The organism is Vibrio sp. D3 (assembly GCF_043995865.1).
Classification (GTDB): Bacteria; Pseudomonadota; Gammaproteobacteria; order Enterobacterales; family Vibrionaceae; genus Vibrio; species Vibrio diabolicus.
The window spans coordinates 417,919-432,598 of sequence record NZ_CP171886.1 but is presented as its reverse complement, the minus strand read 5'-3'; the positions used below and the strand labels follow the sequence as shown (position 1 = coordinate 432,598).

Here is a 14,680-nt window from a genome sequence, read left to right as displayed (position 1 = left end):
ATCAAAGCTTACATGCGCTCAGCAAGATACGCTTCGTAATCCGGTACTTCAATATCCACTTCTTGCTCAAGAAGTGGGGAGTTAAACAAGAACTTAGCGGTGGCTCGGTTCGTTGCCACAGGAATATTCCAAACGCTAGCAATACGAAGAAGCGCTTTAACGTCTGGGTCGTGAGGTACGGCGTTTAGCGGATCCCAGAAGAAAACGAGAACGTCGATCTTACCTTCTGAAATGAGCGCGCCAAGTTGTTGGTCACCGCCCATTGGGCCACTGATCATGCTCTTAATCGCCAGTCCAGTTTCTTTGCTCAACATGTGTCCGGTTGTGCCTGTCGCGTAAAGAAAGTGACTCTGCAGTTTTTCTTTGTTTTCTTTTACCCAGCGAAGTAGCTCAGGTTTGCAGTTGTCATGGGCAACCAAAGCCACATGTTTGTGGGTTGGCATGGTACGAATGGTTTTTTGCATCAAGATGTTTCCGTTTGTATGATTTTAAAATTGTTGTTATTCAATAGAACACGTTTTTTGTCTTTCAATCAACAGCCTTAACACGGAATGTCGGCCTATATTCTGACGGAGATAACGATTCTTCGATCGTATCGTCATGAAGTGTCTTCGGAGTCAGTGGTTTGATCGTTGGTGAGGCATGTTTGTCATACTCTTTTCCCCTTAAGTAATGCGCTGCTTGCATGACGGAAAGCCTGCCTTGCTGCACCATTTTATCTGTTGGCGCGAAGAGTACTTTGTTACGCAATAGGCCTCGGTAAACACCGTGACTTAAGTACACAGAAACCAAGCCGATCTCCTCAGCTTTGCCTGCGCTACGCAGTTCACTGATAGCGGCTTCAATCGCAACCGCGCTGCCAACGATATAATCTATATTTCCCATATCAATCACACGTTGAACCAGGTTACGCTGTAACTCTTTGTCGTTGTCTGCCCAAAACGAGTCAACGATGTTGATATCACTTCCTTGGATCGCTTCATAAAATCCGGCAGTCACGGGCTTCGTGCCTCCACGAGTACGCGGCCCCAAAAGCAAGGCAATGTTTGTTTTTCCTGATCCCTTTGGATGGCGAGCAGCCAGATATTTTCCCGCTTCGTATCCCATCCAGTGCCAGTCAACACCGACCGTACCTTTTAACAGCTCACTTTGCTCTTCATCCAGATCGAGTTGGTTTACAGTAGCAAAGACAGGAATGTTTCCGACCCAATTCTTAAGCGAATGTTCATAGGCCTGTGGGTCCACTGTCCCAAGAACAATCGCATCTGCTCCCCATTGGCTGCACAGTGCGAGTTGTTGCTCTTGACGCGTTTTGTTTGGATAGCCGCCGGCTTCAAGGACTCTCAGCTCGACGCCTTCTTTTTTCGCTTCGGACACCATTCCATAGTTTACTGATAACCAGTATGAATCCTTTAGGTGAGGGTAAATGGCACATACTTTTTCTGCTGCAACCACTGGTAAAGAAGCGACGAGGGCTAATGTGACTGCTGAATGTTTGAAAATTGTGCGAAATGCGTGTTGATTTTTAACCATGAAATGAAGTTCGTTGGCATAGATTAAGTAAACACTGCAAAATATAACGTAATATGTCGCTGAACACGAACATTAAGGTCATGAAAATATGTTGCTAGCAACCGCAAGCATCGGTCGTAAACTCTTGTTGTCTTTCATTGCGATGGCAATGCTGGTTATGTTATCGGCACTTATTGGTGTGTCTGGATTTTCTTTAGTTGCCAAGACGGAAAGAAATGTCGTGGATTCTGCAATTCCCGCCATGATTGAAGCGAGGCAAGTCTCTGAGTTGAGTACTCGCATCATTTCGTCTGTACAACTGTTATCAAACGCAAGAAACGAGCAGGAAAGAAAAGAGTCTGGGCGTGTGCTTTTCGAACAGCTCGAATCATTGCTTACTCATATCAAAGAGCTGGGGAGTGAGTCGTTTGATTCTCAATTGCTAGAAGATCTCGAGAATAACGTCCAGAACGTTATCGACAACTTGGCAGAACTTGGTGTTTCGGTTGAAAGAAAGCTGTGGCTGGCAAAAGAGATTGATACTCGTGTCGAAGAGATGCGCTTACTGAGTGAAGAGTTGGAACAGCTAACTCGGACGCAAGTTCAGAACACGAGCACCATTGCCGTTGCTAACGTCACACATATCTATGACTTATTAGAATCGAATAAAAAATCGCAAGTTTATCAGGCACTAGATGCGCTGGTGGAAGTGGATCTAGATCTGACAGAGCGATTGCATGAGCTGCACTTATTGGCTTTTAAAATGCTGAATCAAATTGAAGAAGCTCGCACATTAACCAATATTGAGCGAATCCAGCAGGTGCAAAGTGATTTTGAAAGTAATCTCAAAATCATGAAGCGCCGTGTGCTTGCCGTAGAAGATCCCACTCGCTCCAAACAAATGAGCCAACTACTAACAGAGCTCGGTAAGCGTCAGGTCGTGTTCACTATTTTGATGCAGCAGTATGAGAATAACGAACAATCTCAACAACTGATGCAAAAGACACTGGAATTGTTTTCGGAGCTGAATGGTACCGTAAACAAGTTGGTTGATGATTCAAACAAAACGACAACCGTCGCTGTGGATGAATTGACGAGCACGCTGAAATTCGCTCAGTGGTCTCTAACGGTGATTTCAATTGTTGGTTTGATTGTGTTGGTGCTGATTTTATGGCGTGTTGTATACCTTTCTGTGGTTAAGCGATTGGCAGAGTACTCTGCCGCGCTGCTTTCTGTGGCGCAGGGTAACTTAGCCGTCGAGCTGGAGGTAAAAGGCAAAGATGAGCTAGCGCATATGGGGCAAGCTATCATCACGGCTCGAAATACAGCGCAAGCGCTAAAAGTGGTCGCAGAGGGAGAAGCTCAAGCCAAGCGAGAGCTCGAAGAGCACAAAGAGCATTTGGAAGAGCTCGTTGAGCAACGTACTTCGCAGTTAAAACAAGCGAACCGCCGTTTGAATGAAGAGGTTTTGAATCACGCGAAAGCTCGTAAGCAAGCAGAGCAAGCGAGTCGAGCTAAATCAGCATTCTTGGCGACCATGAGCCATGAGATCAGAACGCCGATGAATGGGGTGCTCGGAACGGCACGTTTGTTGATTGACTCCGGCCTCAACCCCATTCAAAAGCGTTATGCGGAAATCATCAACCGCAGTGGTAAAACGTTGCTCGCGATTCTGAATGATGTGCTGGACTACTCCAAGATTGAAGCAGGGCATTTAGAGATTCGCCACATGGGCTTCGATTTACACCAAATGGTTGAAGACACTTTCCAGTTGATGAACAGTCGAGCTCAAGAGAAGAAGCTGTTGTTTTCCTATCATATTGAAAGTGATGTAAGTCGTTATTGGAAAGGGGATGTCACCAGAATCAGTCAGGTGCTGAACAACCTCGTCGGAAACGCGATTAAATTTACTGACGAAGGTGAAATTGATATCTATGTTAGCCTCAACCCAGAGGATGAGTCGCAAGTCCTATTCGAAGTATCAGATACCGGGATAGGTATTGCCAAAAAAGATCAGAGAACGTTGTTTGATGCCTTCACGCAAGCCGAAGGTGGGATGAGTCAAACTGGAGGAACGGGGCTTGGCCTTGCCATCAGTAAACGAATCATTGAAGCGATGGGCGGCATTTTAGAAGTCGATTCTGAAGAAGGACATGGCAGTCGATTCTGGTTCTCCATTCCATTAGAGGAAAGTGAACCTGTTGAAACCGGTGCAGTGGCAACCGCGCGCTGCAAAGTGAAAGCGAAAGTCTTGTTGGTAGAAGACAATGAAGTAAACCGAGTGGTTGCGGAAGGCTTTTTAGAAAGCATGGGCCACCAGGTCGTGATGGCAGAAAACGGCTCACAAGCAGAGCAACTGATCAGCACGCAGGATTTTGATATCGCTTTAGTCGACATCAACTTGCCAGACTGTGATGGAACCGAGTTAATCCAACGTTTGAAACAAATTGAATGTAACAAACCAGCCAATAAAGCCCTTGCCGCTACGCCTATGATCGCAGTGTCTGCGCACGTTTTTGCCGAAGAAGTTGAGCGCTATTTAGCTGCAGGTTTTGACGGGTATTTACCTAAACCATTGGCAAAAGAAGCTCTAGCGGCATTGATTCAGGATGTGCTGGATGGAAAACCGTTGTTGTTGCCACAAAATGCCGACTGTACCCCGTTTGATCAAACTTCGCCTCAAGAACAAGCGATACAATCAAAGGTTATTCAAGTCCCTAAAACAGAGGAATCAGATGTGGTCATCATTAACCCGAGCGTGATTGAGTCCGATATGAAAATCTTGGGCAGAGAGAAGATGTTGCACATCATTAATCTGTTTAGAACGACCAGTGCCGATGTACTAAGCAAGCTGCAAGCGTCTGCTGGTGGTAATGACAGTAAAGAAGTGAAGAACCTTGCTCACAAACTAAAAGGCAGCGCAGGGAGTTTAGGGCTTACGGCATTAATGAACTCTTGCCAAGCAATTGAAGCTGCGCCTCAACCTTTAGATACCTACATGGCGACTAAAGATCAATTGGTGTCTCAAGTGTCTGAATCAATTCAAGCTCTTGATGAGTTGATGGCGAAGTAAATCAATTGCATCCCAAAAACAAAAACCTCCGGCAAGCCGGAGGTTTTTTCTATTCGGTCATGTCATCTTCCCACTCGAATCGAGTGTCTAGGGCATAAGGGTCGTCATCAAAAGGATGCTCCACTTTGCCACGCAAGTATTCGAGTTGATGCTCAAGCATGTTGACCGTTTCGTAGTCTCCCTCAGAACAAGCAACGTAAATCTGTTGTTCAAGAGCGGCAATGTTATCTCGGATACCCATGAGAACCCCCTTAAATCATCATCGATTCTCAAAACGATTATAGTCAAGTAATCCAAATTCGATCGGTTGTTTTGTACGGTACCAATTGTGCAGACGATCGCTAAACGGCCAGAATTTTTCTGAGCTTCTGCGAATCGCAAAATTATCCAACAACTTAACGTAATCGGATTCATTTTGGATGGCACTAAATTGATCGACAAATTCTTTTACTTGATTTTCGTTGATCGAGAAAAATGCCGCTGGGTAGCTTCCCACAACGCCACGTACGATGGTCATATCATCGTTAGCAAAGTCGCGGTTGCTTGCTTCATCAAACAAGCTAGAAATATTCGTGTGTGCATTATTGTGAAGTAGGGTGAATAACTCATCTTTTCCAGACTGGCTTCTCACCATAAGCATAGTGATTTGCGGAACGGTTTTCAGGCCTTCTCCACGAACTTGGCCAATACGTTGGAGCTGTTTTTCACTTTGAGCAGAAAGCTCAGTATCTTTAACCTCGTAGCGCGGAAGAAGAACATCTGAAACTCGTTCTCTAAGCAACTCGACTAACTCTGTTTTTGGATCGTCAGTTTTGTACTCGACGCTGGTTGGTTGGTTAAATGGCTTCACGTTGCGTTGTAAAAAGTCACTTAACTGTGGACTTTGATCTTTATACCAGCTTGATTGCAGTTCATGACGCATATCGGTTGGTAGCAACGAGATAAAGTTACTTTCGCCTTCCAGACGCAAAAAGTCCATGAACATTCGTGTCATGAGTTGGTGGCCGAAGTTGCCATACACATCAAACCCGGCAACGAGCAAATAGTGGATGCGTTCTAGTAACGCGTAGTCAAGAATCCATACCGTTTTCGGCTGCTCGCCAACTAACCCTTGTACGACAGATGCGCTGTCAAAGTGGCGGAAAATCGTTAATGCCGCATTGTGGTTGGTGCCATTACCGTCCCAAATTACGTCGGTGGATAGGTTTTCGCCTTCCTTAAACCAGTTATTGGTAAATTCAGACTTGGCTTCTAGGTAGCGAGCTTGCTGACGCGCGTATTTAACCCAGTTGGTAACAGGCAGAGTGTTGCTTTCCTGCTCTGCTGGCAGTCTTAGGTTATCAGCCTGAGAGCGGTAAAACTCATTTACTTCAGGGATATCTGCTTTATCTGGATCTAGAAAGAATATCCAAAAGCGATCATTGATAACATTCAGTGCAAGTTGGCCACGACAAACAGGCCCTTTAATGTAAGCCATGATCGTGTTTTGCGCATTGTCCAACATAAACTTGAAGCGTGATTTAACCGGAAGATCGATAAATGATGTCATCGGGTTTGCAGCAACTTCAGGTTCATAACTCGGTAGTTGATTAACCGTGTAATCCGCATCGATAAACCAAGTGTTCCAGTTTTCAATACGTTGCTTGTTTAACGCGAACGGCATGTGTGTTTTATCTACAATCGTCCCTTGTTCTGGAATAATTCGATAAAACACGCGCTCAACCCCGGGATCATCGTACGGGCGACGTGTTGAAATACGTTTTACTGGTTGCCCCGGTGGAGTAGAAGAACGAACTAACGTAAAGAATCGAGGATCTTCAGTGAGTTCTGAAAAGTAGAGGTGAGACAAAAACAAATGCTCGTAAATATAGCGAGCCATCAGTTGATTTTTTAGATCAGCGCGATTGAGCAAAGTTTCATACTTGTCGATTTGAGCTTGCTCTTGTTCACTAATTGGTTGGTGAACGTTCATTATCGCGCCGTTTTCCAGCCAAGTCATCAGTGTGTGGTATTCACTGTTTGATAGGTTTGGCATACCAAAAGGCATTCCCCAGGTTGGGTTATCTTTTTCGTACTGTTCGTACTCTTCAATTGTTGGACAGGTTTGTTCTCGATCTATCGAAAAATCAAAACCTTCTAACTGGACTTGATCAGGCAGCGGGTGGCGTTCTTTTTGTTGTAGCAAACGTGCAATGAGGCCTGCATCAATGTTGGCCGCCATGCTCTGATCACGTTCGTTAAGTACCGGATGAAAACCCGCATCGCGCCACTCTTGGGTTGTTTCTGCATCTTCGAATAAGCGTGTTGGCGCGGCGGCAGTAAGTCTTGTTCCTTCATATACAAGTGCTTTGCTCGCGCCACGGTCAATACCCTCAACGGAAGAAAGCTTAAGCTGACATGGTGCATCGTAGCACGCATGACAGACGACACAGCGGTTATCCATAATGGGTTTGACTTCGCTTTGGAAGAAGTTTGCTTGAGGTGTAGCTACGTCCGCCGTACGCTCACGAACGAGCTGTGGACCAAACAGTTGGTCATAGTTAAGGCCCGCATAGGTTGCACAGCCAGCAAACAATATAGCAATGCAAAGTATAAAAATTAAGCGCAAATTCATTGAGTTATTTTACGTGATTAGAATTTGCATTAATTAAAGCAAAATAAGCGGTCAATTACCAAAAGTTGGAGCAATTCGCCGCGATTTCTTTACTTTTTCGCATGCTTAAATACATAACCTTGTCGATGAACGGTCTGAATTCGATCCGCGTTAATCCCTTCGCTAACCAGTCGTTTTCTTATTCTACTAATGTGCATATCGAGTGCGCGGTCATGCTCTGAGAACGTGCGCTTCAGTACCGTTTCATAAAGGAAAGATTTGCTAAGTACTTGATCTTGATAATGAGTCAGAGTACGGAGCAACTCGAATTGAACGCTTGTGAGCTGAACAAACTTTTTGTCTGACGGACGATTTATCATCACAGTATGGCTGTGCTTATCCAGTACGAGCTCATATTCATTATTGAGACCGTTATCGGAAGCTGACGTCTTAGGAGCAGACGAAAGGGTAGACTCAAACATATTGGCATTTCAATTATTAATGATAGTAAAAACTATTATCATTAATGTTGGCGTGAGATCAATGCTGTATTTTATTTGTAATGCAATATGTCGGAGTCATATCAAAATTCTGATATGGAAGAAATAACTCTACGACGGAAAGAGCACCAATTTAAACCGCCAAATCAATAGGTATTACCACAATTTCTAAAGCAAATAATCAGCTATTTTGGGGACTAGAGCAGCTGTTAATGTATCTAAAGTTCTTATTTCTAAGATTCGCTTATCCACTATTTCTAGACTATACATTCTGTTGCAGGAAGCTCTTTTCTAATACACACAGAGGTTTATATGACAGCGAAATATGGCGTAAAACGTCGATTAGCGATTCTTGCTGCCGCCTTAATTGGCGCGACAAGTAGCAGTATCGCGGCAGAGAAACCTAACATTCTCGTCATTTGGGGTGATGATATTGGCCAGTCCAATCTCAGTGCTTACACCTTCGGCTTGATGGGATACAAAACACCAAATATAGACAGCATCGCGAAAGAGGGCATGATGTTCACGGATTATTACGGTGAACAATCTTGTACTGCGGGTCGTTCTACTTTTATCACCGGCCAGACCGTCCTTAGAACGGGTTTAAGTAAAGTAGGGCTTCCTGGCGCGGATCTTGGCTTGAAGGAAGAAGATGCCACCATTGCCGAAATGTTGAAGCCGATGGGCTATATGACGGGTCAATTTGGTAAAAATCATTTAGGCGACAAAGACGAACACCTGCCTACTAACCACGGCTTCGATGAATTTTTTGGCAACCTTTATCACTTGAACGCCGAGGAAGAACCAGAAAACGTCGATTACCCTAAAGATCCAGAATTTCGTAAAAAGTTTGGTCCACGAGGCGTTATTCGCTCATACGCTGACGGCAAAATCGAGGACACCGGGCCTCTGACTCGCAAGCGTATGGAAACCGTGGATGAAGAGACGTTGGATGCGGCTCTCGATTTTATGGATCGTGCCGTCAAAGCTGAAAAACCTTTCTTCGTCTGGTGGAACGCAACGCGTATGCATTTCCGTACCCACGTGAAAGAAGAGAACTCGGGAAAAACAGGCATCAGTGAGTATGCAGATGGTATGGTTGAGCATGATAATCATGTCGGCCAACTACTGAAAAAAGTGGACGATTTGGGCATAAAAGACAACACGATAGTCTTTTATTCAACCGATAATGGTCCACACATGAACTCATGGCCAGATGCAGGTACAACGCCATTCCGTGGAGAGAAAAATACCAACTGGGAAGGTGCATATCGAGTCCCTGCGATGGTACGTTGGCCGGGTAAAATTAAAGCTGGCTCTGTCTCGAATGATATCATGCATCACATGGACTGGATGCCAACTTTCGTTGCTGCCGCGGGTGATGACAGTATCAAAGAGAAATTACTCAAAGGCTATAGTGCGAATGGTAAGAAATTCAAAGTGCATCTCGATGGTTACAACTTCCTGCCATATTTAACTGGCAAAGAAGAGAAAGCACCGCGTGAAGAGATTTTTTACTTCTCGGATGATGGAGACTTAACCGCACTTCGTTATAACAAGTGGAAACTGGTTTTTATGGAGCAACGAGCAAAAGGTACGCTGCGCATTTGGGCGGAACCATTCACTACACTTCGAGTTCCTAAGATCTTCAACTTACGTATGGACCCTTACGAAGTGGCTGATATCACTTCCAACACCTACTATGATTGGATGCTAGACCGTGCTTATATGCTGGTTCCTGCCCAAGCTTACGTAGGACGATTCCTCGAAACGTTTAAAGAGTTCCCACCAAGGCAAAAAGCGGCAAGCTTCTCGCTCGATCAGGTGATGGAGAAATTAAAAGAGAACCCAAATAAGTAGGTTAGTGCTACGTAAGCAATACGATGCAACCATATAGAAAAGAGGCTCATATGAGCCTCTTTTTTCCGTCTAATAAAAGCTTTCAGAGCAACGAATGGCAAAGAAAATGCGAATCAACAAGCACTATAAGGAAACAGGCTCGTAGTGGGCTGCCGTTAAGTTGGCTTTAATTTTTTCACGTAGCGCAATATGAGCAGGGTTGTTTACCTCTCGCTTATGGTAGACGAACTTGTAAGGGATAGAGCGTATCGAAATGGGGCAGGACAAAATTTGAAGTTTGAGCGCTTTTCTCCACTTGTTTGCAAAAGATTGAGAAACGATCCCTAAACTATCTCTTTGGGCGACATACAGCGCCATGCCCGCTAGCGAAGATGTGATCAAGTCGACTTTTCTTTCTTGAATTGTTTCCTTTGCTAGCTGCTCGAACCCCGACATGTTGTTCCATTTCCCTGAAAATAAACAGTGAGTTTCCTCATAAAACTGTTCTTTTGAGAGCGAGCCTTGCACGCGGGGATGATTCTCACGACAGATAATCACCGCCTCTTCTTCGTAGGCATCTTCAATAATAAATGCGGCATCTTTTGTGATAACAGTATCAATGACAAGATCGACTTTTTGTTGTCTTAGAAGCTCAAATAATAAGAACTTTTCGGGTGGCGATTCATAAAAAATAGTGTTCTTTATCGGGTCCATAATGTGCAATAAAATTTCGGAACAACACACTTCAAAATGATTCTTATCGGATATCGCATTATCAATGATATTAACCGCTTGCTGGAATTGTGGTAGCAGTTGATAGGCGGTGGATGTTAGTGCGATTCCTCGCCCTTTTTTGACAAATAATTGCTTATCGACCACTTGTTCTAAACGCTTTATTGCAGCGCTCACAGCAGGTTGCGTAAGCCCCAATTGTTCCGCGGCTTTTGTATAAGATTGGAACTCCGCGACAACAAGAAAAGTTTGGATCAAATTCAAGTCCATAACGTTACTCATAAATTTAATTTATAGGTTAACTAATTCTGACTGCATTTATCGCCTGAAATTAGTGCTTTATCTTATATCAACAATGGTATTGAAAAGCGAATACCATTTTTACGCACTAGCGAACTCTTGGAGATAATATGAAAAATGCGACCAAAACGAGCAGTAAAAAACTCGTACTTAACGCATGTACGTTAGCATTAGGCGCTGCATCTGCAGTTGCACACGCAGCGGACAAACCCAACATTCTTGTCATCTTTGGTGATGATGTTGGTTACTGGAACCTTAGTACCTACAACCAAGGCATGATGGCGTACAACACGCCGAACATCGATAGCATTGCTAAAGAAGGTGCGAAGTTCACTAACTTCTACGCACAGCAAAGTTCGACAGCAGGCCGTTCTGCATTCATTACTGGTCAAATGCCAAAACGTACTGGTCTATCAAAAGTGGGCTTACCAGGCGCTCCGCAAGGTATCTCGGAAAAAGATCCAACGATTGCAACCGTGCTTAAGCAAATGGGTTATGCAACCGGACAATTTGGTAAGAACCATTTAGGCGACCGAGACGAACACCTTCCTACCAACCACGGTTTTGATGAGTTTTTCGGCAACCTATATCACTTGAACGCGGAAGAAGAGCCAGAGAACGTGGATTATCCTAAAGATCCAGAGTTCAAGAAGAAATTTGGCCCTCGTGGCGTAATCCACTCTTACGCTGACGGTAAAATTGAAGATACCGGTCCACTTACGCGTAAGCGTATGGAAAATGTTGACGGTGAATTCCTTGATGCTGCGGAAACCTTCATAGAAAAACAAGTAAAAGCAGATAAGCCGTTCTTTACTTGGTTTAACACCACTCGCATGCACAACTTCACGCACGTACCTGATGATTATAAAGGTAAAACAGGCGCTGGTTTTTATGCAGATGGCGTGAAGCAGCACGATGATCAAATTGGTCACCTACTTAACAAGATCAAAGAGTTGGGTGTGGATGACAATACAATCATTGTTTACACCACTGACAACGGCCCTATGGTTGATTTGTGGCCTGATGCAGGGATGACACCATTCCGCTCTGAGAAAAACACTGGCTGGGAAGGCAGTTTCCGTGTGCCGATGTTGATTAAATGGCCTGGAAACATCGAAGCAGGTAAAACGTTCAACGGCATGATGTCATTAGAGGATTTCTTCCCGACATTGGTTGCTGCAGCGGGTGACACCAAAGTTAAAGATGAATTACTAAAAGGTAAGAAAGTTGGTGATATGGACTATAAAGTTCACCTAGATGGTTACAACCAACTGCCATATCTAACGGGTAAGTCAGACAAATCTGCTCGTAACGAATTCGTTTACTGGAGCGATGACGGTGATCTTGTGGCATTACGCCAAGGAAAGTACAAGTTCCACTTTATGATTCAAGAGAATGAAACAGGCATGGATGTATGGCGCAAGCCGTTTACTAAACTTCGTGTTCCATTGATCTTCGACTTGAGTATCGACCCATTCGAACGTGGTGACCAAGGTATGGGTTACTCTCGTTGGATGTACGAGCGTTCATTCCTAATGATGCCAGCGGTAGAGAAAGTGAAAGAGGTAATGGGTACGTTTAAAGAGTTCCCACCTCGCATGGAAGCAGGTTCATTCGTACCTAAGTCTTCTAAGTAATAAAGAACATCGATAATCCATAGCGCTTTTCGGAGCGCTATATACCCAAATAGCTTCAATTCCTGCTGAAATGTGATTACGAGGTTATTTGGGTATATTAAATAGTGAGAAACGTATGAGTAAAATTTCCCCTCGCCATTCTACTACCATGCCTATTGTTCCTCTTAAAACGGCGTCTAAAGCACCGGTTCCGGGTGCGTACGATCGTCGATTCCATGTGATGGCAAAGCCAGGCGGAGCAAAATGCAATATCGATTGTCAGTACTGCTTTTATCTGCATAAAGAAAATCTACTGCACCAAGAAAAGCAGCCAAAAATGGACGACGCAACATTGGAAGCGTTCGTGAAAAGCTACATCGAAAGTCAGGATGGCGAAGAAATTGTTTTCTCATGGCAGGGCGGTGAGCCAACGCTACTTGGGTTGGACTATTTCCGCAATGTTGTAGCTCTGCAAAAGAAACATCAGCCGAAAGGCGTTCGCATTGAAAACGACCTTCAGACCAACGGCATTTTGCTAAACGATGAGTGGTGCGCGTTTTTAAAAGAGCACAACTTCCTAGTTGGCTTGTCGATTGATGGGCCACGAGAGCTGCACGACAAATATCGCAAAACCCGCAGCGGTAAGCCGACGTTTGATCTGGTGATGAAAGCGGTAGATAAGCTCAAAGCGCATGGCGTGAAATTCAACGCGTTGGTCACGGTGAATCGTCACAATGCGAAATACCCGCTCGAAGTGTATCGATTTTTAACCCAAGAATTGGGTGTGACTTACATTCAGTTTGCACCGGTGGTAGAAGCGAACGACTTCCAAACAACCGCACCGCAGTTTTGGAACGAACAGATGATCCCAACCAAAGGCAGTGATCTGGCGAAACCGGGTCACCCAATGTCTGTTGTGACGGATTGGTCGGTTGATCCTGAAGACTGGGGACGCTTTTTAATGGCGACCTTTGAAGAATGGGTGAATAACGATCTTGGCCGTGTACTGGTTAACCTGTTTGAAACCGCGGTAGCGCAAGTAATGGGGAAACCGTCTCAGCTTTGCGTGACAGCTGAGTTTTGTGGCAAAGGCTTGGCGATTGAGCACAATGGCGACGTGTTCAGTTGCGACCACTATGTGTACCCTGAATACAAACTCGCCAACATTCATAAACACTCATTGAGTGACATGGCCTTCTCTACACGACAATACACCTTTGGCATGGCAAAACGCGAATCTTTGCCGACGTATTGTAAGCAGTGTCCCTACTTGCCTTATTGCTGGGGCGAGTGTCCGAAAAACCGTCTGATCAAAACGCCGAATGGCGAGGCTGGACTAAACTATCTGTGTTCGGGAATCAAAATGTTCTTTGATTACGCGTTACCGATGTTGGTTGGTCTTGCACAGCTTCTCCAATCTGAAGAACCGCAAAGATAACATAGTGAATATAACCTTAAGTTATTTCATTTGTTCTTATACTTAACTATTGAAAAGACGGCTTAAACCACTGAAAAGGTACCCTATGAACCACGCACAACAAGCGATAAAAGAACTCATCGAACAAACAGAAAAAAGCGTCATTGGACAAAGCCACGTGGTTCGAGCTTTAGTCATCGGGTTATTAACGAACGGGCACATTCTTCTAGAAGGTTTGCCGGGAACGGCAAAAACACGTTCTGTAAAATCGTTGGCGAACTTGCTAAACACAAGTTTTGGTCGAATCCAGTTTACGCCGGATCTTTTGCCATCGGACGTGACGGGGACCGAGGTTTATCAAGAGTTGGATGGCAAGCCGCAACTTCATTTTCAACCAGGGCCAATTTTTAACAGTATAGTGCTTGCCGATGAGGTCAACCGTGCGCCAGCCAAAGTACAAGCGGCACTGCTTGAAGCCATGGCCGAAGGCACAATTACGGTAGGCGATAAAACTCACGTATTGCCAGACTTATTTATGGTGCTTGCAACGCAAAACCCAGTAGAACAAGAGGGCACGTACCCGCTGCCAGAAGCGCAAATGGACCGTTTTATCATGAAGGTTACCGTCGATTACCCAGAAGACGACGCTGAACGTGACATCATTCGTTTGGTGCGCAGTGAAGAATTAGGTGCGGAAACCAGCAGCGAAATTATTACGCCAAAACACATCGAACCTGACGTGGTGCTAGAAGCACGTCGTCAACTACCTGATATTGTTGTGTCAGATCTAGTGGAAAACTACATCGTCGCGTTAGTGATGGCGACTCGTAAGCCAGAGCGTTATGCCGATTCAAACTTAGCAAAATGGATTGAGATTGGCTCTAGTCCTCGTGCTTCCATCGCACTAGACAAATGCGCTCGTGCGTATGCGTGGATGCAAGGACGTGACCATGTCACTCCTGACGATGTGCGAGCCATGGTTCCGTCTGTACTGGGCCACCGTTTTTCTTTGACCTACGATGCACTAGCAGACGGAGTCGATCACCAACGCGTCGTGCAAGAGCTGCTAGATTGTGTAGAAATTGGATAAGCGGGAGG

At 44.8% G+C, this 14,680-nt stretch carries 11 protein-coding genes; 5 read left to right on the top strand and 6 right to left on the bottom strand.

The window, feature by feature from the left end; all coding sequences use genetic code 11:
* Positions 1-8: 8 nt before the first annotated feature.
* Together ACHFJ9_RS01905 and torT are read right to left on the bottom strand one after the other, a co-directional pair.
* Positions 9-464: a methylglyoxal synthase gene (locus ACHFJ9_RS01905; RefSeq protein WP_005376571.1), complete on the bottom strand. Its 456-nt coding sequence runs from the start codon at positions 462-464 to the stop codon at positions 9-11.
* Between the two features lie 64 nt (positions 465-528).
* A complete protein-coding gene (torT, locus tag ACHFJ9_RS01900) occupies positions 529-1,533 on the bottom strand; it encodes a TMAO reductase system periplasmic protein TorT (RefSeq protein WP_048624953.1) in 1,005 nt (334 codons plus the stop codon).
* 88 nt (positions 1,534-1,621) lie between these two features.
* On the opposite strand from torT, the gene torS reads away from it, so the two are divergent.
* Positions 1,622-4,585 carry a TMAO reductase system sensor histidine kinase/response regulator TorS gene (gene torS / locus ACHFJ9_RS01895; protein WP_395354981.1) on the top strand — a complete coding sequence of 988 codons (2,964 nt, stop codon included), beginning with the start codon at positions 1,622-1,624 and terminating at the stop codon, positions 4,583-4,585.
* 49 nt (positions 4,586-4,634) lie between these two features.
* Here torS and ACHFJ9_RS01890 read toward each other — a convergent pair whose 3' ends face one another.
* The 3 genes from ACHFJ9_RS01890 to ACHFJ9_RS01880 all read right to left on the bottom strand — a co-directional run bounded on the left by ACHFJ9_RS01890 (position 4,635) and on the right by ACHFJ9_RS01880 (position 7,660).
* On the bottom strand, positions 4,635-4,826 hold the full coding sequence (locus tag ACHFJ9_RS01890) for a hypothetical protein (protein ID WP_005376565.1): 192 nt from the start codon (positions 4,824-4,826) through the stop codon (positions 4,635-4,637).
* Between the two features lie 18 nt (positions 4,827-4,844).
* Positions 4,845-7,199: a fatty acid cis/trans isomerase gene (locus tag ACHFJ9_RS01885; protein ID WP_395354978.1), complete on the bottom strand. Its 2,355-nt coding sequence runs from the start codon at positions 7,197-7,199 to the stop codon at positions 4,845-4,847.
* A gap of 89 nt (positions 7,200-7,288) precedes the next feature.
* On the bottom strand, positions 7,289-7,660 hold the full coding sequence (locus tag ACHFJ9_RS01880) for a winged helix-turn-helix domain-containing protein (RefSeq protein WP_395193842.1): 372 nt from the start codon (positions 7,658-7,660) through the stop codon (positions 7,289-7,291).
* 330 nt (positions 7,661-7,990) lie between these two features.
* Between ACHFJ9_RS01880 and ACHFJ9_RS01875 the strand changes: the two genes are divergently transcribed.
* Positions 7,991-9,538: an arylsulfatase gene (locus tag ACHFJ9_RS01875; protein WP_046875994.1), complete on the top strand. Its 1,548-nt coding sequence runs from the start codon at positions 7,991-7,993 to the stop codon at positions 9,536-9,538.
* A gap of 123 nt (positions 9,539-9,661) precedes the next feature.
* Here the strand turns inward: ACHFJ9_RS01875 and ACHFJ9_RS01870 are convergent, their stop codons facing one another.
* Entirely contained in the window at positions 9,662-10,519 is an 858-nt protein-coding gene (locus tag ACHFJ9_RS01870; protein ID WP_269043672.1) for a LysR family transcriptional regulator, read from the bottom strand.
* A 140-nt stretch (positions 10,520-10,659) separates the two neighbouring features.
* Here ACHFJ9_RS01870 and ACHFJ9_RS01865 point away from each other — a divergent pair, with 140 nt between their 5' ends.
* The 3 genes from ACHFJ9_RS01865 to ACHFJ9_RS01855 all read left to right on the top strand — a co-directional run bounded on the left by ACHFJ9_RS01865 (position 10,660) and on the right by ACHFJ9_RS01855 (position 14,672).
* Positions 10,660-12,186 carry an arylsulfatase gene (locus tag ACHFJ9_RS01865; RefSeq protein WP_170892605.1) on the top strand — a complete coding sequence of 509 codons (1,527 nt, stop codon included), beginning with the start codon at positions 10,660-10,662 and terminating at the stop codon, positions 12,184-12,186.
* Between the two features lie 115 nt (positions 12,187-12,301).
* Complete coding sequence (locus ACHFJ9_RS01860; RefSeq protein WP_256898719.1) at positions 12,302-13,603, top strand: anaerobic sulfatase maturase; 1,302 nt, start codon at positions 12,302-12,304, stop codon at positions 13,601-13,603.
* An 85-nt stretch (positions 13,604-13,688) separates the two neighbouring features.
* A complete protein-coding gene (locus ACHFJ9_RS01855) occupies positions 13,689-14,672 on the top strand; it encodes a MoxR family ATPase (RefSeq protein ID WP_074190586.1) in 984 nt (327 codons plus the stop codon).
* Positions 14,673-14,680: the final 8 nt, after the last annotated feature.